Source organism: Nocardia sp. NBC_00403, assembly GCF_036046055.1.
Taxonomy (GTDB): domain Bacteria; phylum Actinomycetota; class Actinomycetes; order Mycobacteriales; family Mycobacteriaceae; genus Nocardia.
The window spans coordinates 6,209,674-6,234,642 of sequence record NZ_CP107939.1 but is presented as its reverse complement, the minus strand read 5'-3'; the positions used below and the strand labels follow the sequence as shown (position 1 = coordinate 6,234,642).

The 24,969-nt window shown below is 66.4% G+C and carries 25 protein-coding genes; 17 read left to right on the top strand and 8 right to left on the bottom strand.

The features are described from left to right. Positions 1–138: 138 nt before the first annotated feature. The 4 genes from OHQ90_RS27655 to OHQ90_RS27645 all read right to left on the bottom strand — a co-directional run bounded on the left by OHQ90_RS27655 (position 139) and on the right by OHQ90_RS27645 (position 3,686). Positions 139–1,659 carry a class I adenylate-forming enzyme family protein gene (locus OHQ90_RS27655; RefSeq protein ID WP_328402340.1) on the bottom strand — a complete coding sequence of 507 codons (1,521 nt, stop codon included), beginning with the start codon at positions 1,657–1,659 and terminating at the stop codon, positions 139–141. Positions 1,660–2,224: 565 nt separating this feature from the next. Continuing rightward, complete coding sequence (locus OHQ90_RS39580) at positions 2,225–2,458, bottom strand: hypothetical protein (RefSeq protein ID WP_442941190.1); 234 nt, start codon at positions 2,456–2,458, stop codon at positions 2,225–2,227. Further along, positions 2,347–2,673 carry a hypothetical protein gene (locus tag OHQ90_RS27650; protein WP_328402338.1) on the bottom strand — a complete coding sequence of 109 codons (327 nt, stop codon included), beginning with the start codon at positions 2,671–2,673 and terminating at the stop codon, positions 2,347–2,349. Before OHQ90_RS27650 ends, OHQ90_RS39580 begins: the two co-directional genes overlap by 112 nt. Before the next feature lie 143 nt (positions 2,674–2,816). Continuing rightward, the gene (locus tag OHQ90_RS27645) at positions 2,817–3,686 is read right to left on the bottom strand and encodes a LysR family transcriptional regulator (protein WP_328402336.1); all 870 of its coding nucleotides are present in this window, start codon (positions 3,684–3,686) and stop codon (positions 2,817–2,819) included. Between the two features lie 126 nt (positions 3,687–3,812). Between OHQ90_RS27645 and OHQ90_RS27640 the strand changes: the two genes are divergently transcribed. From OHQ90_RS27640 to OHQ90_RS27600, 9 genes are all read left to right on the top strand, one after another. Then, positions 3,813–5,258, top strand: a complete 1,446-nt coding sequence (locus OHQ90_RS27640; protein WP_328402334.1) for a form I ribulose bisphosphate carboxylase large subunit — start codon at positions 3,813–3,815, stop codon at positions 5,256–5,258. A 24-nt stretch (positions 5,259–5,282) separates the two neighbouring features. Further along, complete coding sequence (locus tag OHQ90_RS27635) at positions 5,283–5,705, top strand: ribulose bisphosphate carboxylase small subunit (protein WP_328402332.1); 423 nt, start codon at positions 5,283–5,285, stop codon at positions 5,703–5,705. Beyond that, complete coding sequence (locus OHQ90_RS27630) at positions 5,695–6,798, top strand: AAA family ATPase (RefSeq protein ID WP_328402329.1); 1,104 nt, start codon at positions 5,695–5,697, stop codon at positions 6,796–6,798. The genes OHQ90_RS27635 and OHQ90_RS27630 overlap by 11 nt, the downstream gene beginning before the upstream one ends. A 15-nt stretch (positions 6,799–6,813) precedes the next feature. Further along, positions 6,814–7,908, top strand: coding sequence for a class 1 fructose-bisphosphatase (locus tag OHQ90_RS27625; protein ID WP_328402327.1), 1,095 nt, complete (start codon positions 6,814–6,816; stop codon positions 7,906–7,908). Positions 7,909–7,924: 16 nt separating this feature from the next. Continuing rightward, entirely contained in the window at positions 7,925–8,803 is an 879-nt protein-coding gene (locus OHQ90_RS27620) for a phosphoribulokinase (protein WP_328402325.1), read from the top strand. 100 nt (positions 8,804–8,903) lie between these two features. Then, complete coding sequence (locus OHQ90_RS27615; RefSeq protein ID WP_328402323.1) at positions 8,904–10,397, top strand: nitrilase-related carbon-nitrogen hydrolase; 1,494 nt, start codon at positions 8,904–8,906, stop codon at positions 10,395–10,397. A 59-nt stretch (positions 10,398–10,456) separates the two neighbouring features. Beyond that, entirely contained in the window at positions 10,457–11,674 is a 1,218-nt protein-coding gene (locus tag OHQ90_RS27610; RefSeq protein WP_328402321.1) for a sensor histidine kinase, read from the top strand. After that, a complete protein-coding gene (locus OHQ90_RS27605; RefSeq protein ID WP_442941189.1) occupies positions 11,653–12,309 on the top strand; it encodes a response regulator in 657 nt (218 codons plus the stop codon). The genes OHQ90_RS27610 and OHQ90_RS27605 overlap by 22 nt, the downstream gene beginning before the upstream one ends. A 503-nt stretch (positions 12,310–12,812) precedes the next feature. Then, positions 12,813–13,979: a thiolase family protein gene (locus OHQ90_RS27600; protein WP_328402319.1), complete on the top strand. Its 1,167-nt coding sequence runs from the start codon at positions 12,813–12,815 to the stop codon at positions 13,977–13,979. Between the two features lie 69 nt (positions 13,980–14,048). Here the strand turns inward: OHQ90_RS27600 and dinB are convergent, their stop codons facing one another. Beyond that, a complete protein-coding gene (gene dinB / locus OHQ90_RS27595; protein ID WP_328402317.1) occupies positions 14,049–15,293 on the bottom strand; it encodes a DNA polymerase IV in 1,245 nt (414 codons plus the stop codon). A gap of 152 nt (positions 15,294–15,445) precedes the next feature. Here dinB and OHQ90_RS27590 point away from each other — a divergent pair, with 152 nt between their 5' ends. The 3 genes from OHQ90_RS27590 (at position 15,446) to OHQ90_RS27580 (ending at position 18,109) form a co-directional block, all read left to right on the top strand. After that, positions 15,446–16,696, top strand: coding sequence for an epoxide hydrolase family protein (locus OHQ90_RS27590; RefSeq protein WP_328402315.1), 1,251 nt, complete (start codon positions 15,446–15,448; stop codon positions 16,694–16,696). 121 nt (positions 16,697–16,817) lie between these two features. Further along, a complete protein-coding gene (locus tag OHQ90_RS27585; protein ID WP_328413132.1) occupies positions 16,818–17,165 on the top strand; it encodes a BlaI/MecI/CopY family transcriptional regulator in 348 nt (115 codons plus the stop codon). After that, on the top strand, positions 17,162–18,109 hold the full coding sequence (locus OHQ90_RS27580; protein ID WP_328402313.1) for a M56 family metallopeptidase: 948 nt from the start codon (positions 17,162–17,164) through the stop codon (positions 18,107–18,109). Before OHQ90_RS27585 ends, OHQ90_RS27580 begins: the two co-directional genes overlap by 4 nt. Positions 18,110–18,451: 342 nt before the next feature. Here OHQ90_RS27580 and OHQ90_RS27575 read toward each other — a convergent pair whose 3' ends face one another. After that, positions 18,452–19,201: a TetR/AcrR family transcriptional regulator gene (locus OHQ90_RS27575; protein WP_328402311.1), complete on the bottom strand. Its 750-nt coding sequence runs from the start codon at positions 19,199–19,201 to the stop codon at positions 18,452–18,454. A gap of 101 nt (positions 19,202–19,302) precedes the next feature. Between OHQ90_RS27575 and OHQ90_RS27570 the strand changes: the two genes are divergently transcribed. Both OHQ90_RS27570 and OHQ90_RS27565 read left to right on the top strand, forming a co-directional pair. Next, positions 19,303–20,265 (top strand): ATP-binding cassette domain-containing protein, encoded by a 963-nt coding sequence (locus OHQ90_RS27570; RefSeq protein WP_328402309.1) that lies wholly within the window; start codon positions 19,303–19,305, stop codon positions 20,263–20,265. Then, positions 20,265–21,083: an ABC transporter permease gene (locus tag OHQ90_RS27565; RefSeq protein ID WP_328402307.1), complete on the top strand. Its 819-nt coding sequence runs from the start codon at positions 20,265–20,267 to the stop codon at positions 21,081–21,083. The genes OHQ90_RS27570 and OHQ90_RS27565 overlap by 1 nt, the downstream gene beginning before the upstream one ends. Positions 21,084–21,141: 58 nt before the next feature. Here OHQ90_RS27565 and OHQ90_RS27560 read toward each other — a convergent pair whose 3' ends face one another. Both OHQ90_RS27560 and OHQ90_RS27555 read right to left on the bottom strand, forming a co-directional pair. Next, positions 21,142–22,572, bottom strand: coding sequence for an MFS transporter (locus OHQ90_RS27560; protein ID WP_328402305.1), 1,431 nt, complete (start codon positions 22,570–22,572; stop codon positions 21,142–21,144). Between the two features lie 15 nt (positions 22,573–22,587). Beyond that, a complete protein-coding gene (locus tag OHQ90_RS27555; RefSeq protein WP_328402303.1) occupies positions 22,588–23,391 on the bottom strand; it encodes an acyl-CoA thioesterase in 804 nt (267 codons plus the stop codon). A 53-nt stretch (positions 23,392–23,444) separates the two neighbouring features. On the opposite strand from OHQ90_RS27555, the gene OHQ90_RS27550 reads away from it, so the two are divergent. The 3 genes from OHQ90_RS27550 (at position 23,445) to OHQ90_RS27540 (ending at position 24,956) form a co-directional block, all read left to right on the top strand. Continuing rightward, on the top strand, positions 23,445–23,921 hold the full coding sequence (locus tag OHQ90_RS27550) for a winged helix-turn-helix transcriptional regulator (RefSeq protein ID WP_328402301.1): 477 nt from the start codon (positions 23,445–23,447) through the stop codon (positions 23,919–23,921). A 38-nt stretch (positions 23,922–23,959) separates the two neighbouring features. After that, complete coding sequence (locus OHQ90_RS27545; protein ID WP_328402299.1) at positions 23,960–24,376, top strand: NUDIX hydrolase; 417 nt, start codon at positions 23,960–23,962, stop codon at positions 24,374–24,376. 82 nt (positions 24,377–24,458) lie between these two features. Continuing rightward, positions 24,459–24,956 (top strand): hypothetical protein, encoded by a 498-nt coding sequence (locus tag OHQ90_RS27540; RefSeq protein ID WP_328402297.1) that lies wholly within the window; start codon positions 24,459–24,461, stop codon positions 24,954–24,956. Positions 24,957–24,969: the final 13 nt, after the last annotated feature.

Genomic DNA, 24,969 nt, shown 5'->3' with positions numbered 1-24,969 from the left:
CACCGAACCGTGCAGGCTCTTGCGATGCGCGCCCCCGGAATTCGGGTCCCCGAGTCGGCGCAATGCCGGGTATTCCGTTGTCGGCTCCGGGCTGTCGCGCGGACCTCCACTGAAGCTGCGGCGGCCACTTCGGGCATGTCAGCCCTTGCCGTATCTGAGTTCACGTTTCAGGATCTCGCCGCTGCCCGCCTTGGGGAGACCACCGACGAACTCGACGATCCGCGGGCGCTTGTAACCGGCAAGCCGACCCTCGAGCCAGCCGAGCAGTTCCGTCTCGCCGAGCTCCTGACCGTGGCGCAGCACCACGACCGCTTTCACGGTCTCACCCCAGTGCGGGTGGGGTACGCCGACGACGGCGGCCTCGAGCACCGCAGGGTGCGCGCCGATCGCGTTCTCGACCTCGACCGAGTAGACGTTCTCTCCGCCCAAGATGATGACGTCCTTGAGCCGGTCGTGGACGTAGAGGAATCCGTCGTTGTCGATCATCCCGATATCGCCGGTGCGGAACCAGCCGTCGGCGGATATCGCGGCCGCGGTCTCCGCGGGTTTGTTCCAATATCCTGTGGTCAGTTGCGGCGTCCGCAGCCAGATCTCGCCGTCCTCACCAGTGCCGACGTCGCGACCGGTGGAAACATCGACGATCCGGCACTCGCAGCTGGGGTGGATGCGGCCCACGCTACCCGGATGCCGGTCGACCTCCCCCCGGCGCAAGACCGGCGCGACCGCCACCCCGGCACAGGTTTCGGTCAAGCCGTAACCCTGCGAAAAGCCGGTCTGCGGCAGCATCTCCATCGCCTCGTCGATCAGCGAGCTGCTCGAGGGCGCGGAGCCGTAGATGACCACCTCGAGACTGGACAGGTCGAAGGTCGCGGCGGCGTTCTCGGCAACCAGACTGGCCAGCAGGGTCGGCACCAGGCTGGTGTGGGTGACACCTCGGTCCTCGACGGCGCCGGCGATCGCGGCGACCGAGGACCCCGACGGGATGACCACCTCGCCGCCCAGGTGCACGCAACACGTCACCGAGCTCATCCCGCTCATACGGAACATCGGCAGGCAGGCCATATACCTCATCTCCGGGTGCAGCGCCCAGGCTGCCGCGGCCTGCTGGGCCATCTCCCGCAGATTTCGCTCGACCAGCTGAATGCCCTTGGGCTCGCCGGTGGTGCCGGTCGTGTAGGCCAGCAGCACGAGGGACTCGTCGGATTGATCGGCATCCGGCGCGTAGCCGGAATCCCCTGCGGCATACCAGCGCTCGAAGTCGGAGCCTTCGGGTCCATCCAGCCGGACCACCGGGCACCGTGGGTCCAACCCCGATGCCAACTCCCGATCGGCGAAGAGCAGGGACGGGTTGCAGTCCGCCAGAACGGCCCGGAGCTCGGCCGCCGTCAGCCGCCAGTTCAGACCGACCAGCACAATGCCGGCCCAGGAGGCGGCGTAGACGAGCTGAACGTAGGCCAAGTCGTTGTGCGCGAGCACCGCCATCCGGTCTCCCCGGCGTAGACCGGCAGCGTGCAGCCGGTCCGCGATTCGCGCCACGTCCCGGGCGAACTCCGCATAGGTCTGCGACCCCGCAGGCGCGCTGATCGCGCGGCATCCGGCGCGGTCCCGGGCGTGCCCGACCAAAAGGCCGGCCAGCGTCGGGGGGTGAGGGATGGTCATCGGCGTCTCCCTAGATCCTGGCCGCGACCGCAGCCATCTGCCCGGCGTACCGGATGGTCGATGTCCCCATGCGTGCCAGATCACGGGGCCAGCGGTTCGATCTCTTCTGCATTCATATCTCTCGCTGGTCGTAACCGTGCAGGCACTGATGCTCGGGCTCCGGAAAAGGTGCCCACCGCACAGGTGCCCACCGTCCCGCGATCAGTCGCGGGTCCCGAAGATGCTGTCGGGATCGTATCCAGGACACATTCGAGTTGTCACGCGAATCGAAAGGACGCTTGTTCCTTGGGTTCTCGGAACCCACGCGATGGTCTCGATCGCGGGCGACAGCCCGCATGCCGTCGCGGCCGACCGGTCACGGTGCGATCCAGGCTGACCACATTGGGCATGGTCGTGCAGTCACTTGTCGATCAAGACGCATTGTCGCGCAACGTTATTGAGCTCGTCGAGCACCCTGCCGATAACATGGTCGACGACGACGCCGAGGACACGAGGTCGTGGACAACACGCGTAGAGTCGTTCGGCGCGGACGGTCGTGGAAGGTTCGGGATGAGCAACACATCGTCTACGGTGGTGGCAGTCGCCAGACTGTACTGTTGCTCGGGTCTGTGACCAGCACATCGCCACTCGATGCCACGGCCACGCTATCCGGATGCTGGTACGCGGCGTCCGCACGCTCGAAGCAGATCAGCGGAGTATCGGCGGTATACGAATCAGGTTGACCTGCCCCACTGGTTGGGTTCCAACTCGGGTTGCTACCTCGCCGATCTGCAGTCGCGATTCGCACACTTGCTGCCATGAGTTGTGGTCGGCCGGTGGGCGGGCGTCCCAGACCTGCACTGTCACCGGCATGGCGAAATTATTCTGGTGTGGGCTGAGCACCAAGACTGTGATGCCGTCAGCCGCACATGGTCGAGACGCCATCGCTTGGTCGAGCAGTTCTACTTCGTAGTAGTCCGATCGGTCGTCCTCGTCACCCGCGCCGCCGCTGATGAGGAACTGGCCATAGTCCATCGCCAGCTCCGCTGTCTGTTCGCTGACCGAGGTTCGCCCGGTTGCTCATGGATTCATGCTCACATGCGGCACCTGTGCGGCCTTCCGGTGCGGAGAATACAGGGATGTCGTCCGAGGACCGGAGGGCGCAACGATGTCGCGACTCACCCTGGCTGGAAGACGGCCGCACCGACCTCTGCCGGGTCGAGGATGTGGGCCAGGAACAGTCGAGTGGTGGGCGTGGGGGTTCGGGTGGTGATGGCGTGCCACGGACGATCGAGTGGGGTGCCGTCTACCGGAAGTGCTTGCAGCAGACCGGCTTCGAGGTCACCGACGAGCGCGTCGCTGTGCATCAGGGTGACGCCGAGGCCCTCGCGGGCCGCGGCAAGGACTGCGCCGTGGCTGCCGAGGGTGAGAGTGGGCGGTGTGATTTCTAGTCGGTCGAGCAGGTTCAGTGTGGCGTCCCTGGTGCCGGAGCCGCGGCCGCGCAGCAGCCAGGTGCTGCGGAGTGGGTCGGGGCAGTGTTCGGGGGCGCCGACCACGACGAGCTGGCAGGCTCGGCGGCCGCGGATGACCAGGCCGGTGTCGCGTGGCGGGCGGCCCGCGATGACGAGATCTGTTTCGTGGTGGTGCAATTCGAGGAAGAGGACATCGCGGGGATGGACCGACAGACTCAGCTCGATGTCGGGGTAGCGGTTGCGGAAGGACACGAGCAGTCGCAGCAGCACGTATTCGCCGGCGGTCGCGACGACTCCGATGCGTAGCCGCCCTGTCTCGGCGCGCCGGACCGCCGCATGTGCTTCCTTCATGAGTCCCAGGATGGTGCGGCAGTACTCGGCGTAGACCCGCCCGGCCTCGGTGAGCACGATGCCGCGACCGGATTTGGTGATGAGCTTCGCGCCGAGTTGCTTCTCGATGTGCGCGACCGCCGCGGAGACGGCGGCCTCGGTGATGTGCAGTTGGCTCGCCGCGCGACGGATGCTGCTCTGGCGGGACACAGCCAGGAATGTTTCCATCCGAGATGCGCTCACCATACCCATATTCCACGGTACCAAACTCGAGGAAACCGTTGAGTATTCGGAGAAACAATCAAATTGTTTGTCGTCGCCGACCCCGTCATCCTGGAAATCGCAAGGCGCACACCCTCAGGATCTGGAGGAATGATGGCCGAGGAAACCGAACGGGACCGCTGGGATCCGGGTGTCCAATCGTATGCATCGATGGGGTATTACGCGCCGGACTATGAGCCCAAGGACACGGATGTCCTTGCAGTCTTTCGGGTTACCCCCCAACAGGGTGTCGACCCGATCGAGGCCGCCGCCGCGGTGGCAGGCGAATCATCCACGGCCACCTGGACTGTGGTGTGGACCGACCGGCTGACTGCGCACTCGCGCTACCAGGCCAAGTGCTATCGGATCGATGAGGTCCCCGGCCGGCCGGGGGAGTACTTCGCCTACATCGCCTACGACCTCGACCTGTTCGAGGAAGGTTCGATCACCAACCTCACCTCGTCCATCATCGGCAATGTCTTCGGCTTCAAACCGCTGCTGGCGCTGCGGCTGGAGGATATGCGCATTCCGGTCGCCTATGTCAAGACCTTCCAGGGTCCGCCGCACGGGACTGTCATGGAACGGGAGTATCTGAACAAATACGGCAGGGCGCTGCTCGGTGCAACGGTGAAACCGAAACTGGGTCTGTCCGCGCGCAATTACGGCCGGGTGATCTACGAGGCGTGCAAGGGCGGTCTCGATTTCACCAAGGACGACGAGAACATCAACTCACAACCGTTCATGCGGTGGCGCGATCGCTATCTGTTCGCCATGGAGGGCGTCAATCGCGCCATGGCCGAGACCGGCGAAATCAAGGGCCACTACCTCAATGTCACCGCGGCGACGATGGAGGACATGTACGAACGCGCCGAGTTCGCTAAGGAACTGGGCAGCATCGTGATCATGATGGACCTGACGGTCGGCTACACCGCCATGCAGTCCATGTCGCATTGGGCGCGGCGCAACGGTCTGCTGCTGCACCTGCACCGGGCAGGCCATTCGACCTTCACACGGCAGAAGACGCACGGTGTCAGCTTCCGGGTGCTGGCCAAGTGGTGCAGGCTGATCGGAGTCGACCATCTGCATGCGGGGACGGTGGTCGGAAAGCTCGAGGGCGATCCGGCCACCACTCGCGGCTTCTATGACACGTTGCGGGAGAACCACATTCCGGCGAACCCGGGCAACGGGATCTTCTTCGATCAGGACTGGGCAAGCTTGCCGGGGGTCATGCCGGTGGCTTCCGGTGGCATCCACGCGGGCCAGATGCATCAACTGGTCGACCTGTTCGGTGACGATGTGGTGTTGCAGTTCGGCGGCGGCACCATCGGTCACCCGCTCGGGATCGCGGCGGGGGCGGAAGCCAACCGGGTCGCGCTGGAGGCAATCGTGAAGGCGCGCAACGAAGGCCGCGATCTGTTGAAGGAAGGACCGGACGTGCTGCGGAAGGCGGCCGAGTCCTGTCGCCCCCTGGATGTCGCGCTGGCGACCTGGGGTGATGTCACCTTCGACTACACCTCCACCGATGCACCCGACGCCGTGCCGACGGCAAGCCACTGAGGCCGAATTTCCGAAGGACGTGCCATGTATCTGCGTCAGGGAACCTTCTCGTACCTGCCCGAACTCACCGATGCGGAGATCGCCGCGCAGGTGCGCTACGCGCTGCTGAACAACTGGCCGGTGTCCATCGAATACACCGACGATCCGCATCCTCGCAATGCCTATTGGGAAATGTGGGGGCTGCCGCTGTTCGATCTCGACGAGCCCGACGGTGTGCTCGCCGAGATCGATGCCTGCCGGAAAACCTTTCCGCGACACTACATTCGGATACTCGCCTATGACGCACGCTACGGCAGACAGACCACGGCGCTGAGCTTCCTCGTGCAGCGGCCCGCCGACGAACCCGGGTTCCTGCTCACCCGCAGCGAGGGGCCCGATCGGCGGCAGATCTACGGGCTGCATTCCTACGCCACGAACGACCGTCCGGGGACGCGGTATGGCGGTTGAGCGCTCCGGAGCGGCCGGTGGTTTCCGGCTGCACCGGCCCGGGGCCGATGATCCCCGGCCGGTGCGGGCGGTGCCCCCCGACGCGACGTCCGATGCCGAGATCCTCGACGACGCCGCGGTGCTCGACCTGTCGACCGATATCGCGGGCAACGACGTCGGGGACGTGCTGGCCAGACTCGATGCGGAGCTGGTCGGCTTGGCGAATGTGAAGCTGCGTGTCCGGGAGATCGCGGCGCTGCTACTGATCGATCGGGCGCGTCAACGCTTCGGGCTTCGGGCGTCCCGGCCGACCATGCATATGAGTTTCACCGGTGGGCCGGGCACCGGCAAGACCACCGTCGCCCTGCGCATGGCGGAAATGCTGCATGCCCTCGGCTATATCCGGAAACCGAAGGTGCACACCGTCACCCGCGACGACCTGGTCGGTCAATTCATCGGACACACCGCGCCGAAGACGAAAGAGGCGCTGGCCAGGGCGGCAGGAGGAGTGCTGTTCATCGACGAGGCCTACTACCTGTTCCGCCCCGAGAACGAGCGGGACTATGGGCAGGAGGTCATCGAGATCCTCTTGCAGGAGATGGAGGACGAGCGCGCGAGTTCGGTGGTGATCTTCGCTGGTTACGCGGATCGGATGGACCGATTCTTCTCCGCCAATCCCGGACTGTCCTCGCGCGTGGCGCACCATCTGGAATTCAGCGACTACACCCATGGCGAGTTGCTGGAGATCGCCGAGATCATGGTGGCGCGGGAAAACTTTCGCTTCGATGATGCCGCGCGATCCGCGTTCGCCGAGTATGTCGAGTTGCGGATGCGCGGGCCGCGATTCTCCAATGCGCGCAGCGTCCGCAATGCCCTCGATCGGTGCCGGCTGCGCCAGGCCAAACGCCTGGTCGAGCTGCGGCTACCGCTCACCAAGACCGACCTGATCACGCTGACCGCCCAGGATGTCCATGGCAGCAGCGTGTTCGGTGGCAGCGGTGCGAGTAACGGGCCCGGTGGCGGTGTCTTGCATGACCACGAAAGGCCCCCGGAGCACCGCAAATCGAGCACAACCGAGCTGCCGGACGGGCCGACCGCAAGGGCCCCCGCCTGACGAGATCGAGTCACCATGCCAGAAGGACTGAAGACCCTCACCCGTTACACCATCGAAGAGGAGCACCGGCACCCCGGCTCGTCCGGTGAGTTCTCCGCCCTGGTGAATGTTGTTGCGACAGCTACGAAGATCATTGCCAACCAGGTGATGCGGGGAGCCATTGTCGGCTCGCTCGGCGCGGCGGATCCCGATAATCTGCCGCCGACGGTGCACCGCAAACTGGATGCGATCGCCAACGACATCATGGTGGCGCAGACCCAGTGGACGGGGCATCTGTCGGCACTGTTGTCGGAGCAGATGACGCAGATTCATCCGGTGCCGGACATCCACCGGCGCGGTAAGTATCTGCTGGCCTTCGACCCGTTGGACGGCTCCTCCAATATCGACGTAAATCTGCCCGTCGGAACGATATTCAGTGTGCTGCGGGCGCCGGATCGGGCGCGGGCTTCCGACGGCGGTGCGGCGCCGATCGCCGATGACTTCCTGCAGCCGGGCGTGCGGCAGGTCTGCGCCGGGTTCACCCTCTACGGTCCGGCGACGATGCTGGTGATCACCACCGGCAGCGGTGTCGACGGCTTCACCCTCGACCGGGAGATCGGTGCGTTCGTGCTGACCCATCCGCGGATGCGAATCCCCGAGGACACATCGGGTTTCGCGATCAATGCCGCGAACGAGCGGTTCTGGGAACGGCCGGTGCGCAGATACGTGCACGAATGCCTCGACGGAGTGGACGGGCCGCGCGGGCGGGATTTCAATATGCGCTGGGTGGCTTCGCTGGTCGCCGACACGTTCCACATTCTCACTCGCGGTGGCGTTTACCTGTACCCGCACGACGCCAGGCCGCCGCTGCGGCCGGGTCGAGTGTCGTTGCTGTATGGGGCCAACCCGATCGCCTTCATCGTCGAGCAGGCGGGTGGCTGGGCCACCACAGGTGGCGAGCGCGTGCTCGAGGTGTCGCCGGAGCACGTGCACCACCAGGTGCCGTTGATCTTCGGATCGCGCAACGAGGTGGAGCGGATCGAGCGCTATCACAGTGAGCCCGACGAAGGGCCGAGCTTCGACAGCTCGTTGTTCGGCTCCCGGTCGCTGTTCCGGCCTGCCCCCCATTGAGAATTGAGGCGATGCCATGTCGGTGAAGCATCCCGTTGTCGCGATCACCGGATCATCCGGTGCGGGAACGACCAGCGTCACACGGACTTTCCAGGAGATCTTCCGCCGCGAGGGCGTCAATGCGGTGATCGTGGAGGGGGACTCCTTCCACCGCTACGACCGCAACGAGATGAAGCTCGCGATGGTGGAGGCCGAACAAAGCGGCAACCTCACCTTCTCCCATTTCGGCGAGGAGGCGAATCTGCTGAAGGAGTTGGAGACACTCTTCCGTGACTACGGCGAGACCGGGGTCGGCTCGGTTCGCAAGTACCTGCACGATGACGCAGAAGCGAAACCCTACGACCAGCCGGCGGGCACCTTCACACCGTGGGAGGACCTGTCTCCCGGCAGCGACCTGCTGTTCTACGAGGGTCTGCACGGCGCCGCCGTCACCGACTCCGTGAACGTCGCTCAGCATGCGGATCTGCTGGTCGGCGTGGTACCGATCGTGAACCTCGAGTGGACCCAGAAAGTCATCCGCGACAAGACCGAACGCGGCTACTCGAGCGAAGCTGTCATCGACACGATCCTGCGCCGCATGCCCGACTACGTGAAGTACATCTGCCCCCAGTTCTCCCACACCTACGTCAACTTCCAGCGGGTGCCCACCGTCGATACCTCGAACCCCTTCATCGCCCGCACCATCCCCACGGCCGACGAGAGCTTCGTAGTGATCCGCTTCGCTGACCCCAAGGTCATCGACTTCCCCTACCTCCTATCCATGCTGCACGACTCCTTCATGTCCCGGCCGAACTGCATCGTCGTCCCCGGCGGCAAGATGGAACTGGCCATGCAACTGATCTTCACCCCCTTGATCCTGCGGCTGATGGACAAGCGCCCCAAACGAAGTCGATGACTGCCAGTATCTGCCAACCCTGGGAGGTGGAGGAATCTACAGCGAGAGTGGGAAGTCAACCGCAATGACGGCTGGCAGGTGATCGAGCAGGCTCTGGTGCATGGGAAATCTGTCCTTCGCGTCCGGGTGGCGGAAGTACGTCTGGTTGGCGGCTGGAATCGTGGCCGCGCTGTTCGCCACGAACAGCGCGTGGTCGGTACCGGTCGCCGGGTGGCTATTCTCCATCGCCCTGATGCGGTTCACCCGAAGCTGTAGTGCGCTCACCGGATTCGCGTGTGTCGCCCTGTCATCGACTGCGGTGACGATCGTCCTCGTCACGGTGGCGGGCGGGTTGGCGGGCGGGCCGATCCTGCTCGGCTGTCTGGTATTGAGCCTGCTCCTGAGTATTCCGCTGCTGGTCGACCGGCTGCTGTTCGAGCGGTTGGCTCCGTTCGCGGCTACCTTGGTCTTCCCCGCGGCCCGGGCAGCGGTCGAGTTCCTGGTCGCGGCGATCAGTCCGCTGGGCACGATTTTCGGGCCGTTGGCCACGACACAGTCGGCGAATCTGCCATTGCTGCAAGTTGTTTCGGTCACCGGTTTGTACGGAATCAGCTTTTTGATGGCTTGGGTAGCGCCGGTCGTCAACGATGCGCTGGAACACCGGTGGGATTGGCCGTCTATCCGGACCGTCACGCTGGCCTATGTCTCGGTGCTCGGTCTCGTGCTCCTCGGCGGTGGCCTGCGGCTGGCCCTCGCGCCGACCGCACCGAGCTTGGTGCGCGTCGCAGGCGTCAGCGTCTCGCGCGCGGCCGAGGAGCGGATGCGGGAGATCGATAACTTCCATGCACCCGAGGTGCTGCCCGAACAGAAACCGGTGCTGCGCAGGGCGTTCGCGGTGCTCAATGATGATCTGTTCGCTCGCAGCCGGACCGAGGCCGACGCCGGGGCGCGCATCGTCGCGTGGCCGGAGGCCGCCGCGGTCGTGCTCGGCGAAGACTTCGATGATTTTCTGCGGCAAGCTCGAGACCTGGCCAAAGACAAGGCAATCTATCTCGACATGGGGATAGCCGTGATCCTCGACGGGCAGCCGCGATCCCGCGACATCGCCGTACTCGTGGCGCCCGACGGCCAGGTGTTGTCTACCTTCGACAAGGCCCACCCGGTGCCTGGCCTGGAAAGCCTGCGACCGGGCGACGGAATCGTGTCGGTGTCCGCGACACCGTACGGCCGCATCGCCAGTGTCGTCTGCTTCGACGCCGACTTCCCTCGCACCATGCGCACCCGCGCCGACATCATGTTCGTCCCCGCCAACGATTGGAAAGGCATCGAGCGCATGCACGCCGCGACCGCGGTGTTCCGCGCCGTCGAGAACGGATACAACCTCGTCCGCGAGACCAGCAACGGCATCGCGATCACCGTCGACGCCTACGGCACGACCCTCGCCAGGACCGACTACTTCAGCACCACGCAGCAGAGCATGGTCGTGTCCGTACCGACGCGCGGCACCTGGACGGTGTACGGATTGATCGGTGACCTCTTCGCGTGGCTGTGCATTACGGGTGTCGCCGGTTTGACAGCGATGGCCGCAGTCCGGCGGATCGGACACCGGAGCTGATCATGATATGTCCGGATGACAGTGCGATGATGCCATCGCCACGGAACAGGGAGACATCGATGAGGGCGAGGCTTGCGACACCGGTTCGCGCGCTGGCCATGCTCTGCCTGTCGGTCGCTGGGATCGGCGCGGCAGCCCTGGTCGTCGCCAGCGCGGCATTGCTGGTGGTCGGCCTCGGCCGGTCCGTGTTCCCCGCAGCGGTTTCGCTGCTGCGGCGGGCCGCGGACACGGCGCGTCGGCTGGCTCGCCAGGTGGGCGTGGACATCGAGCGTCCCTACGGTCCCGAGACCGATGCGATTGCGCTGCTGAAGGCGCGCACCACCCGGCGGGACGTGATCTGGGCCGTCCTCGAACCGATCATCGGCACCTGGGCGGCCGTGCTGGCGCTCGGCATGCCGCTGTTCGGGTTGTACGGCGCGGTGGTGCAGCCGTTCGTATGGCGGGCCAACGCGCGGGCGGGCGGCAGCAACGCCTACGGCGTTATTCACGTGACCTCGACAGCCGCCGCGCTGGCCGCGATTCCGGCCGGGCTCGCGGTGATCGCGCTCGGCCTCTACATCGGACCGGTGGTGCTGCGGTTGCGCGCCCGCTGGACGCGCGCACTGCTCGGGCCGTCACGGGCGACCCGGTTGGAGCAACGGGTGGAGACACTCGTGGAGACGCGCGCGGACAGTGTCGACGCGCAAGCCGCGGAACTCCGCAGGATCGAACGTGACCTGCACGACGGAGCGCAGGCCCGGCTGGTCGCGCTGGGCATGAGTCTCGGGGACGCGGAGCGGCTGTTCGACATGGATCCGGAGACGGCCCGTCAGCGGGTGGTCGCCGCCCGGGAAGCGTCGTCGAAGGCCCTGGCCGAGTTGCGTGATCTGGTGCGGGGGGTTCATCCGCCGGTCCTGGCCGACCGTGGCCTCGCCGACGCGATCCGCGCCGTGGCGCTGGATTCCCTGCTCGATGTCGAGGTGTCGTCCGATCTGGCCGGTCGGCCGACGCCGCCGATCGAGTCCGCCGTCTACTTCGCCGTCAGCGAATTGCTCACCAACACAGGCAAACACGCGGGCACGGCGACCGCGCGGGTCACGCTCCACCATGAGGCTGGTCTACTGATTTGCGATGTCACCGATGACGGCAGCGGTGGCGCGGATCCGGCCAACGGCACTGGGCTGCAGGGCATCCGAAGCCGACTGGCCGTCTTCGACGGCACGATCGCCATCGACAGCCCACTCGGCGGCCCGACCCGTGTCCATCTGGAGGTGCCGTGCGCGATTCGATCCGAGTAGTCGTGGCCGAGGATCTGTTCCTCATCCGCGAAGCGCTGGTTCGCATGCTCACCGAGCACGGCTTCACGGTCGTCGCCGCCGTAGACAACGGCCCGTCATTGCACAAGGCATTGGCCGACGAGCAGCCCGACATAGCGGTCGTCGACGTGCGGCTGCCGCCGTCGTTCACCGATGAGGGACTGCAGGCCGCGATCCACGCACGCCGGCAGCGGCCCGGCTTTCCAGTGCTGGTGCTGTCCCAGTACGTCGAGCAGCTCTACGCTCGTGAACTGCTCGCCGACGGCATCGGGGCCGTCGGCTACCTACTGAAGGACAGGGTCTCCAACACCGAACAGTTCATCAGCGCAGTCGAATCGGTCGCGCACGGCGGCACCGCGATGGATCCGCATGTGGTCGCCAAACTCCTGACCCGAGGCGACGCCCGCGGCCGCACAACCGAATTGAGCCCCCGCGAACGAGAAGTGTTGAGCCTCATCGCCGTCGGCCGCTCCAACGCGGCCATCGCCCGCCAATTGACGATCTCCGCCAGCGCGGTCACCAAACACATCGCGAGCATCTTCGGCAAGCTCCACCTGCCGGAGTCCGAGGACGACAATCGCCGTGTCCTGGCGGTGCTCGCCTATCTCAACCAGTAACCGTCGAATATAGTTTTCAGCGGAAGTAAGGTCGCCGGCGGCCCATGCCGCTCGGGCTTGCGTTTCCAGAACGGCAGTCAAGTTCTCCAGGACGGCCAGAAGTTCGGAACCGCCTGGCTCACTGACAGCTTGGAGCGCACAGTTCTCGGCCTGCTCCATCAGCATCGCGACCTGACGATGGTTGCCCTCCATGAATTGAATAAGGCTGAATCCACGCCAACAAGCGCTGCGCAGCAGCAGGCGCGGGCCTTCTGTTACCGCATGGCTGGCTCGAATCCGGCGGGTGTAAACCGTGGTTGCGCTCACGCACCGGCAGATCCCAGGACGGCCCCTGGGATGAACCTGGCCCGGCTGTCCCGTGGTGTCCGGTGGTCGACGCTGCAGTCATGTCCTGTTCGCTGGTGTGCTGAGACCTGGGGTGCGGAGTCGTGACGGATCGGCGTACAGTGCCATAAGTGAATGATCATTCACATGATGGTTGCCGATATGAGCAAGGAGTGGTCATGACTTCCGCAGTCATTGTCGACGTAGTGCGTACCCCCTCGGGGAAGGGTAAATCGGGTGGTGGGCTGTCGAAATTTCACCCGGCTACGCTGTTGGCCGATGTGTTGCGGACGCTGGTGGAGCGGAATGATCTGGATCCGGCGCTGGTCGACGATGTGATCGGTGGTTGTGTCACGCAGAGTGGTGAGCAGGCGTTCAATATTTCCCGGACCGCGGTGTTGGCTGCCGGGTTTCCCGAGACCGTGCCCGCCACGACGGTGGATCGGCAGTGCGGGTCCAGTCAGCAAGCGGCGCACTTCGCGGCGCAGGGGGTGATTGCGGGGGCCTATGACATCGCGATCGCGTGTGGTGTGGAGTCGATGAGCCGGGTGCCGATGTTCTCCAATGCGCAGGGCAAGGACGCGAACCGCGGTCCGCTGGCGCATCGTTTTCCGGAAGGTCTTATCGGACAAGGCATTGCGGCGGAGATCATCACTCAGCGATGGAAGCTCGATAGGGAGACCCTGGACGCGTTCGCCGCGCGTTCACATCGGCTGGCGGCTCAGACCGCCGCGGCAGGCGGTTTCGACAACGAGCTCGTCGCGGCCGGGGCGTTGACCGCGGACGAGACGATTCGCGCAGACACCACGGTGGCGGGGCTCGCCGGTTTGCGTCCCGCGTTCGCCGCCGACGAGTTCCAGGCGCGGTTTCCGGAGATCGAATGGTCGATCACGCCCGGCAATTCCTCGCCGCTCACCGACGGCGCCTCGGCCGCGCTGATAATGAGCGAGGAAAAGGCCGACGCCCTCGGCCTGCGCCCGCGCGCCCGCTTCCATTCCTTCGCGGTGACCGGCGACGACCCGCTGCTCATGCTCACCGCCGTCATCCCGGCCACCCGCAAGGTGCTCGCCAGGGCCGGCCTGACGATCGACGACATCGACGTCTACGAAGTGAACGAAGCCTTTGCCCCCGTCCCGCTGGTCTGGCAGCACGACCTGCACGCCGACCCCGCCAAACTCAACCCCCGCGGCGGTGCGATCGCCCTCGGTCACCCCCTCGGCGCCTCCGGCACGCGCATCCTCGCCACCATGCTCAATCACCTCGAACAAACCGGCGGTCGCTACGCTCTGCAAACCATGTGCGAGGCAGGCGGTCTCGCCAACGCCACCATTATCGAACGGTTGTAATGCGACTACACGGCTGATCGGATCGCCGACGGCAGCGACGTGGTGGGGGGCCGCGGATCGGCGCGGAGATCAGTCGGGGAGCAGGGGAACCGAGATGCCCTCGCCGCGGCCGATGAGGGCGGCGCGGGTGACGGCACTGGAGCCGAAGCGCTGCCGGAGATCGTCGAGGGTGGAGTCGAGGGTGTTGGTGGCGCGTGGCTCCAGCGGGAGGGTCAATTGCACCGCGTCGGCGTCCTCGAGATTGGTGAGGGCGAGGCCGACGAGGGTGAGTCCGCGTTCCTGGATCATCGGCATGGCGGTGGTGAGCAGGGTGCGGGCGGTGCGCAGGAGCGTTTCGGTGTGATCGGTTGCTTCGGCGAGGGTGTGGGAGCGGGTGGCTCGGGTGAAATCGCCGAAACGCATGCGTAGCACCACAGTTCGGCACACGCGGTCGGCGGTGCGCAGGCGGCGGCCGAGGCGGTCGGTGAGGCCGTGCAGGTAAGCCTCGATTTCGTCGGGCGGGCGCGGGCGGCGGCCGAGGGCGCGTTGGGCGCCGATCGAGCGGCGGCGGCGTCCGGTCTCGACGCGACGCGGGTCGCGGGCCCATGAGAGGGCGAACAGGTGCCGGCCCGCGCCCGGCCCGAGAATCGAGCGCAGCACGGGTTCGCCGAGCTCCGCGAGGTGCCCGACCCGGGTGATGCCATGGTCGTGCAGCGTGCGTGCAGTGACTTCGCCTACGCCCCACAGTCTTTCAACAGGCAGCGGGTGCAGGAAGTCGAGTTCGCCGTCCGGCGGGACGAGGCGTAGGCCGTCCGGTTTGGACACCGCGCTTGCTACTTTCGCGAGGAACTTGGTGCGCGCGATGCCCACGGAGATCGGCAGGCCGACCTGGTCTCGGACATCGGCGCGGAGCTGGTGTGCGATGTCGATGGGCTCGCCCGCGATCCGGCGCAGACCGCCGACATCCAGAAACGCTTCGTCGATGGAGATGCCTTCGACGACCGGTGTGGTGTTGCGGAAGACTTCGAACACCGCCTTGCTGGCCTGCGCATAGGCGGACATGCGTGGTTGCACCACGATGGCGTCCGGGCACAGTCGCAGGGCGGCGGCGCCGTTCATCGGGGTGCGCACACCGCGGGCCTTCGCCTCGTAACTGGCGGCGAGCACGACGGCGCTGCCGACGATGACCGGACGTCCCCGCAATCTCGGGTCGTCGCGCTGTTCGACCGAGGCGTAGAAGGAATCGAGGTCGGCATGCAGGATCGACGCTTCCGCGCGGGCTTCGATCCGGGGTCTACCGGATCGTGCGGCGGGCGCGGAGTCGGACACGAACATATGTTCGCACACATGTTCGAAAAGATGAAGCGTGGGTCCGCTGCCGCCATCACCGATGTGGCCGGGGTGCGGTACTACGATGACGGTGTGTTGGTCGAATTGGTGTGTCGAACTCGGCGAAATTCTGGTGAAGCGACTGTGGGAGAAGGCAATTGAGCAACGAACCCACTGCGGCGCACAGCGCGGCCGCGTTCCCGCTGCCGCAGACGCCGATCCACGTGCCCGACGACGTGCTCGCCGATCTTCGGCAGCGCCTGGCTCTGACGCGGTGGCCGGTCGACGCGGGCAATGACGACTGGTCCTACGGCATCGATCGTCGCTACCTGCAGGAACTCGTCGAGTACTGGCGCGACGGCTACGACTGGCGCAAGGCCGAAGCCGCGATCAACGCCTACGAGCACTACCGGGTCGAGGTCGACGGCGTGCCGGTGCATTTTCTGCGCAAGGCGGGCGTCGGTCCCAACCCGACGCCGTTGATCCTCACCCACGGCTGGCCGTGGACGTTCTGGCACTGGTCCAAGGTCATCGACCAGTTGGCCGATCCGGGTGCGCACGGCGGTGATCCGGCGGAGGCGTTCGACGTGATTGTTCCGTCGTTCCCGGGCTTCGGCTTTTCCGCGCCGCTGCCGAACAACCCGGACATGAACTTCTGGAAGGTCGCCGACCTCTGGCACACCCTCATGACCGAGACTCTCGGCCACCTCGAATATGCGGCAGCGGGCTGTGACGTCGGCGCGCTGGTCACCGGTCAACTCGGGCACAAGTACGCGGACGAGCTGATTGCGATCCATATCGGGTCCGGCCAGAAACTCAGTCTGTTCGAGGGCGAGCGGGCCTGGGACGTCAGCGGCGGCCGGCCCATCCCCGAGGGGCTGCCCGACGATGTCCACGACCGGATCATCGAAATGGAGCGGCGCTTCGCCGTCCACCTCGCCGCGCATGTGCTGGAACCGAGCACGCTTGCCGTCGGGCTGTCCGACTCGCCTGCCGGAATGCTCGCCTGGATACTGCAACGCTGGGTGAAATGGAGTGACAACGGCGGCGACATCGAGACCGTCTTCACCAAGGACGAGCTGCTCACCCACGCCATGATCTTCTGGGTGACGAACTCGATCGGCACCTCGATTCGCACCTATGCCAACAATAATCGCTATCCGTGGACGCCCTCGCACGACCGGCAGCCGGTGATCGAAGCGCCGACCGGCATCACCTTCGTCGGCTACGAGAACCCACCGGGTGTCGACACCGATCGGCGCGTGCAGAGCTTCCTCGACAGCGACCGCGCCGACTGGTACAACCACGTCAACCTCACCGTCCACGACCACGGTGGTCACTTCATTCCGTGGGAAATCCCCGATCTGTGGGTCGACGATCTGCGCAGAACCTTCCGCGGCCGACGCTGACAAATCTACGGCCTACCTACGTAGGAATCCCGCGAAGCCGGTATCCTGGGGCGTCAGTCGGACGAGAAACGATGAGGGAGTCGGCACGGTGCGTGGATTCGGGGACCTGGAGGCGGTGATCATGGACCGCATCTGGGATCGGGACGCGGAGACCACGACGGTCCGCGAAATCTTCGACGAACTGGCGGCCGAACGCGGCATCGCCTACACCACGGTCATGTCGACCATGGACAACCTGCACCGCAAAGGCTGGCTGGCGCGCGAACGCGCGGGCAAGGCCTACCGCTACTGGCCGACCCTCACCCGCGAGGAGCACAGCGCGCGGCTGATGCTGGAGGCGCTCGGTTCCGGCGGCCGTTCGGATCTGGTACTCAGCCATTTCGTCGACCGGATCAGCGCCGACGAATCGGCAGGCCTGCGCGCGGCGCTACGCAGGCTGACCTCCCATAAGCCGCCCGAAGCGCCGTGAATGTAGCCCTCTGCCTACTGGTGTACGGCGGCGTGGTTGCGCTGTTCGGGCCGTCGGTGCTGCAACGGCTGACCCATAGCGGCGCTGCGCCGCGGCTGGGTGTTGTCGCCTGGCTGGTGGCTATCGTCGGTGCGCTCGGATCGTGGTTGCTGGCGGCCGGCATGCTGTTCGTCGAATTCGCCACGTACTGGCACGCGGATGTGGCAGTGCGCGTGTGCGTCGACGCACTCTCGACACCGGTGAACGAGGCGGCGAGCCCGACGCTGCGCGCGGTGTCGTTCGCAGTGGCGGCAGCGGTGATCACGGGGACCGGGGTGGTGCTGTGGCGGTCGGTGCGGATTCTGCTGCGCATGCGTCGACGCACGCTGGAACACGCGCGGGCAGTATTGCTCGTCGGACGTTCGCGCTCCGATCTCGGTGTGGTCGTGTTGGATTCGCCGCAACCGCAGGCGTATTGCGTCGCAGGGCGGCCGGACGCGATCGTCGTCACCAGTGCCGCATTGGACGCGCTTGCTCCCGATCAGCTGACCGCGGTGCTCGCGCACGAGCGCGCGCACCTGCGTGGCAGGCATGCGGCACTGACGGCGTTCGTGCGTGGGTTGGCGACAATCCTGCCGCGCGTGCGGCTGCTGGCGGTCGGTGCCGAGGAGATCAACCGGCTGCTCGAAATGTGCGCCGATGACGAGGCGGCGCGCAGGCATGGTGCCGAACCTCTGCTCGGTGGATTGATCGCGCTGGTCGGTGCCGCGACGGCGACCCCGGCGCATGCCATGAACGCTGCGGCCACCGCGGTGGTGGCCAGGGCCGAGCGGCTGGTGTCACCGGCCAGCGGGATGCGCAGGGCGACCAACCGCACGGCATTGCTCGGTGTGATCATCGCGACCATGATGGGAATGCTCGAGGTGGCCGCCGGATTGTTGATCTGCAGCTGGATTTTCGGCTGAGCAGGACGCCGCCGATGGGTCGGCGCGCGGTGACCGGGCGCACAGCAGATCAGGCAACCACGCATTCGGTGAAGTAGGAGGCGGTCGGTGCAGCTCACCTGGGATCAGGTCTTCGCGTGGCGGTTGGGTCAGCAGTTTGTCGCGCCACCGACCGAGCCACCCGTTCCCGAGGTCGTCGATCGGCTGTGTGGGGTGTAGGCCCAGGCCACCTCGTTGGCGGATCTGGCGGTCGCGTTGCGGCGTCGCGCAGCCGAGCCGGATGCGGTGGTGTGCGAGCTGAATTCGGGCACGGTGGCCGCCGTTCTCGGGCGGGACCTCGCGTCCGTGCGGGTCGAGTAGCGGCTACTCGGCGGCGCGGGCGGCGACCAGGACTTCGAGGCCGTCGAGGATGCGGGCAAGGCCGAATCCGAAGTGGTCGAAGCCGGGATCGAACGCATTGTTGGACAGTGCCGCCATCGTCGGGTAGCGGCCGCTGGCCATGGCGCGTTCCAGCACCGGGACCTGGGCCTGCCAGAACTCTGCGTCGGTCAGGCCCGATTTGCGTTCTGCCTCTTGCAGATACAGCTGGGTGCGCGCGGCGCCCGCGACATAGTCGCTGACCAGGATGACCGCGGAGACGAGCTCGGGGTCGGTCAGACCCATAGGTTTGATGCGTGAGACCACCAGCTCCATGCCTTCCACGGCACTGGGGCCCATCACCGGCCGGGACTGGTTGACCTGGAGCAGCCAGGGGTGGCGGCGAAAGAGGGCAAGGGATTCGCGGGCCAAGGCCTCCAGCGCACCGCGCCAGCCCGCGCCGCGGTAGGCGTCGGCGGCAGGCCGCTGCACCCGATCCAGCATGACGTCGAGTAGCTCGGCCTTGCCCGGCAGATAGCGATACAGCGACATGGTTCCGGTGCCGAGCTCGGTGGCGACGCGGCGCATGGTGAGTGCTTCCAAGCCCTCGGTGTCGGCCACCACGATTGCCGCTTCGACGATGCGGTCCAGTGTGAGTGCGGGTTTGGGTCCGCGACTCGGCCGGGCGCCGGTGTCCCAGAGCAGGTCGAGAGTGCGGGCGATGTCGCCGCTGCCGCTGGACTCCGTGCTCGTCATGAGAGCCAGCTTAACTGCTTGGCGAAAAACTGGGTACAACGTACCCTAATTAGGGTACGTTGTACCCAGTTATTGTTCGATGTGTGATGCGGAGGGCGAGAGTGAGCGACGAATTTGCGGTCCGAGCCGAGGGGCTCGACAAGAGATATGGGGACAAGCGGGCCTTGGACGGCTTCGATCTGACCGTCCGGCGCGGGACGGTGCATGGACTGCTCGGCCCGAACGGCGCGGGCAAGACCACGGCCGTGCGGATCTTGTCGACGCTGGTCCGGCTCGACCGCGGCCGGGCCGAGGTGGCGGGGCTCGATGTGGCACGCGAGCCCCGGCTGGTGCGCTCGCGCATCGGGCTCACCGGGCAGTACGCCGCGGTGGACGAGGTGCTCACCGGGCGTCAGAACCTCGAAATGTTCGGCAGGCTCTTTCATCTCGGTGGGCGCCGGGCCCGGCAGCGCGCGACCGAATTGCTCGAGCGCTTCGATCTCACCGCTGCCGCCGACAAAGGTGTCGGCAAATACAGCGGCGGTATGCGGCGCAGGCTCGACCTCGCGGCGTCGATGATCCTGTCGCCGGAGGTCCTCTTCCTCGACGAGCCGACCACGGGTCTCGACCCGCGCAGCCGAGGTGAGGTGTGGGAATCGGTGCGGGCGTTGGTCGCCGACGGCACCACCGTCCTGCTCACTACCCAATATCTGGAGGAGGCGGACAAACTCGCTTCCCGCATCACGGTGATCGATCAGGGCAGGGCCATCGCCGACGACACCCCGGACGGGCTGAAGAACACCGTCGGAGCCGATCTCATCGAGGTCGTTGCCGCTGAGGTCGCCGATCTGCCGGTGGTCGCCAAGGTGGTCGCGAGGGTGTGTGCTGGGGAGCCCGAGACCGACGATCTCGAACGCAGGGTGCACGCGCCCGTCGCCGACCGCGTCGCCGCGCTCACCGAGGTGGCACGCGTGCTGCAGGACGAGGGGATCGGCATCGAGGACATCGGATTGCGCAGGCCGAGCCTCGACGACGTCTTTCTGCAGTTGACCGGACACCGCACTGTTGCCGAGGAGGCCGCGTAATGACCACCGCGACTGTGTCGCCGACCCGCTCGCGGGCATTCTGGGCCGTTGCCGATTGCTGGAATGTGGTGCGGCGCGGGCTGACCCACTATCAGCGCCAACCGGTGAACATCGCCTGGCAGCTCGGGTTCCCGATTCTGTCGGTGCTGCTGTACGGATATGTGTTCGGCAGTGCGATGAGCGTGCCGGGCGGCGGCGACTACCGGAGCTTTCTGATGCCGGGCATGTTCGCGATGACGATGGCGTTCGGGTTCATCAATACCGCGACGGTGGTCGTGTACGACGCGACCAACGGCGTGATCGACCGATTCCGTTCCATGCCGATGGCGTCCTCGGCGGTGGTGTCCGGGCGCGGAGTCACCGACCTGATCGTGGCCTGTGCGGAGTTGGCGATCCTCATGCTCACCGCGCTGGCCATCGGCTGGCGGCCTGACGGTGGAATCGCCAACGGCCTTGCGGCTTTCGGGCTCCTGCTGTTGCTGCGGTTCGCCCTGATCTGGGTCGGTGTCTGGCTCGGACTGCTGGTGCCGAATCCGGAGGCGGCAGGTGGGCTGTTCGCGGTGGCCTTCCCGCTGACCATGATCTCGAGCATCTTCGTCGCACCGCAGCTGATGCCGAGTTGGCTCGGCGGGATCGCCGCGTGGAATCCGATCTCGTCCACGGTCGCCGCAACCCGTGAGCTGTTCGGAACTCCGGTGGGCAGCGGTGATTCGTGGATCGAACAGCACGCACTGCTCATGGCGATGGTGTGGCCGGCGATCCTCACGGCGATCTTCCTGCCGCTGGCGGTGCGGCGATTCCAACGCCTGAGTCGCTGACACGGAAACGGTGCCCGGCCATCCCGAGGGATGCCGGGCACCGTGCCCGCATGTCGAGTCAGACGGCGGCGTGGTCGCTCGCCGGATTCGGTTGTGCGGCAGCGGGTCGCGGCATTCTGGCCGCCAATCCGATTAGCCCTGCGACCAGCGCGACGGCCGCTGTGACGTACCAGCTGCGGTGGAAGGCGTCGAGGGTTTCCTGCGGTCCGGTGGGGGAGCCGAGGGTTGCCACGACGACGGCGACACCGACGGCGAGGCCGATCTGCCTGGACATGCTCAGCACGGCCGATCCGGTGGCGAATCGCTGGGGTGGCAGGCCTGCGCTGCCCGCGGCGAACGCGGTGGGCAGGGTGAGCCCGACGCCGAGCCCGCTGACGACCATGCCGCCCAGTAGACCACCCAGGTAGTCGGGTTCGAGGGTGATGGCGGTGGCCCACCACACCATGCCCGCGGCGAAGGCGACGCCACCAGCGGCGATGACCGGCCCGGCACCGATGCGGCTGATGAGTCGACCGGCGAGGATCGCCACGACCGGCACGACCAAGGGGCCCGGCGCGATCGCCAATCCGGTGCGCAGGGCCGACCACTCCCAGATGTTCTGCGCCCAGAGCACCACCGACAGCAGCATGCCGGCGAATGCGATCTGGAAGAACAGGGAATTGCCCGCCATCAGTGCGAAGTTGGGTGCGCGGAGCAGCGCGGGGTCGACGACGGGACTGTGGTGGCGGGCCGAGGAGATCGCGAAGGCACCCGCGAGCACCGCCGCGACGGCGAAGGATGTGAGCACGCCCGCCGAAGTCCAGCCCCAGTCCTCCCCTTTCACCAGGGCGAGGATGAACGCGCCGATGGCGCCGATCAGCATGATCGCACCGAACAGATCGGGCAGTGGCCCGCCGTCGCCGCGCGGGCAGGGCAGCAGCCGCACGCCGAAGGTCAACGCGGCAAGTCCGATCGGCACGTTCACGAGGAACACCCAGCGCCAATCGATCTCGACGAGTAGGCCGCCGATCACCGGACCGAGTGCGGCGCCGAGGCCGCCGAAGGCCACCCACAGCCGAACGGCCATCGGGCGGCGCTCAGCTGGAGTCGCGGCCAGCACCAAGCCGAGTGAGGACGGGGTCAGCATGGCGCCGCCCACCGCCTGCAACACCCGAAAGGCCACCAGCGACTCGACATTCCATGCGGCCGAACACAGCCCCGAACCGAGCACGAACACGGCGAGACCGATCAGGAAGGTCGTCCGGTTACTGCCGCGATCGCCGAGCCGCCCTGCGGGCACCAGTAGCGCCGCGAACACGATTGCGTAGGCATTGAGCACCCACGACAGCCCGGATAGTTGGGTGTCGCCGAAATCCTTGCCCATATCCGGCAGGGCCACATTGACGATGAACAGATCCAGACTCGACAGCAGCACGCCGACCGACACGATGGCCAGGACGACTCGCGAATCGACAGCGGGTCGATCTGTGGTTGGCACAACGGTATTCACGATCGTTTCTCCGATTCAGCCGAGCACTCGACGGGTTTGGCGGGCCGTCGCCAGCAGCAGGCCGCCGCGGTCCCAGATCTCGATGTCGTCGACCGACCAGCCGCCGGCGGTGCTGGCATTGGTTGCACGGACGAGCACCTGGTGTGATACCGGCCGGGCGAAATCGGTGTGCAGGTGCATCGAGAACGTGACCGTGGGCACTGCGACCGGTGTGGTCAGAGTGGGGAAGAGGCCAGGCGGCAGCGCATCGGCGAGCACCGCCAAAACCGCGGCGTCGGTCGGCAGCTCGGGGATCAGTGCGATCCACGCGCACATCCACGCCTCGTCCGACCCGCTCAGCGGCAGCGGGCCCGCGGCGGGGCGGATTTCGAAATGAGTGCCGACGGGCACGATTTCTGGTGGCAGGCGGAATGTCCAGCAGTCGGCGGGCGGCGGGACCTGCGGGGCGGGCACCGCAGGCCGCTCGGGCAGCTGTGTCGGTGCGGTCCGCCCGAAAGTGACGGCCGCCGAGGCGACCAGCACGCCTTCCTGATCGGCGACCACATCGATGACGGTGGTGCTGCGACCCACCGGATGCGCGGTCGCCCGGAACGTGAACGTCCCCTCGGTCGGTCGGCCGAGGAAGCGCACGTCGACCGCCCGCACCGGCAGGTCGCCTGCTGCTGCGCGGCGCGCGACCTCGATCAGCAGTCCACCGACGACGCCACCGTGCGGCCCGGTCCAGCCGCGCCAGCTGTCGTCGACGTGTGCCCGCCAGACGCGGTAGTCGAGTTCGGCGAGTGCGAACTCGTCGCCGAGCCGTTGAGTGAGTTGCATCATGCAACGAACCATAAGCGAGTGAGTTCTTTGAAGCAACCGACTATGCTGTGGGGATGCGGAGGACGAGCTTCGAGGACATGAACTGCTCGATTGCCCAGTGCCTGGAGGTGGTCGGCGAGTGGTGGACCCTGCTGATCGTGCGCGACGCGCTGATGGGGGTGACGCGCTTCGACGACTTCCGCGAACGTCTCGGCATCGCACGTAATGTGCTTACCCAGCGCCTGGAACACCTTGTCGCACAAGACATCATGGCGAAAGTGCCGTACCAGGCGAACCCGGTCCGCCACGACTACCGGCTCACCGCCAAGGGGCGGTCGCTCTGGCTCGTGCTCACCGCGATGCGTCAGTGGGGTGACCAGTGGGCGGCCCCGGACGGCCCCCCGGTGCAGTCCTTGCACAAGACCTGCGGTCACGTCACGGTGCTCGAGCCGGTGTGCTCGGCATGCGGGGAACGGGTGCACGGCCGTGACCTACAGCCGGTCGACGGTCCCGGAGTCCGCGACGCTTCGATGATCCCTGCCGTCCGCTGACATCCATTTGCAGGGCCGCACTGGATTAAGCTGCGGCGGTGGCGGACGGGCGAGTGGGACAGCTGATCGATACGGTCGCGTGGGTGCGCATCGAAGACGGGCGCATCCTGTGTGCGCGCCCGCGCGGGAAGGACATCTTCTACATTCCCGGCGGCAAACGCGAGGGTGCCGAGACGGATCTGCAAACGCTGCTGCGTGAGATCGAGGAAGAGCTGACCGTCGCGCTGCTGCCGGAGACGGTCGCGCACGTCGGTACCTACGAGGCGGCAGTGCATGGACCCGACAGCGGTGTGGTGGTGCGGATGAGCTGCTACACAGCCGACTACCGCGGCACGCTCGCGGCGAGTAGCGAGATCGAAGAGGTCGCGTGGTTCAACTACGCCGATCGCGCTCTGGTGCCGCCGGTGGACCAGCTGCTGTTCGACGATCTCGTCGACGCCGGGCAATTGGCGTGAGCGCCCCGGATCAGTTGCGGTTCCTGGCGTCGTCCGCCGATGCGCTGTCGCGGCGACCGTACACCGCGATACGGTCGCCTATATGAGATCGGTGTGCTTGTTGTTGCGCTGGGCCGGTTACGCATTGGTGGCGGGTCCGCTCGCCTGCCGGCCGGTGGCGGTCAGATTGCGGGTGCCGCGCCGGCTGTTCGGTGCGTCGTTCCCGATGGGCACTCGGTCCGGTCTGCGCGCTGCGGTGCACACGGTGCTTGCGATCGCGGTCTGTGTCCTGACGTGGTTTCTGGCGTTTCTTGCTGTGGTGGCCGCGGTGCGCGGCATCGCCTATCCGCTGATCGCGAATAACGACCTCGAACATTCCTGGGGCGGCCCGACACTGGCCGGTGCGTGGGTGGTGCATGCGCTGCTCGGAGTCGGGTTATTGCCCGCGTGGCTGGTTTTGCTGGCCGGGCTCGGTGCGGTGCAGGTGCGATTGAGTCACCAATTACTCGGGCGCACCGGGCCGTGGTGGCCGATCCCGGTATCCCTTGCGCTCGGCGCCGCGGGCGCCCTGCTCTGTATTTCCTGGCTACACCAGATATGAAGCCGACGGGTCT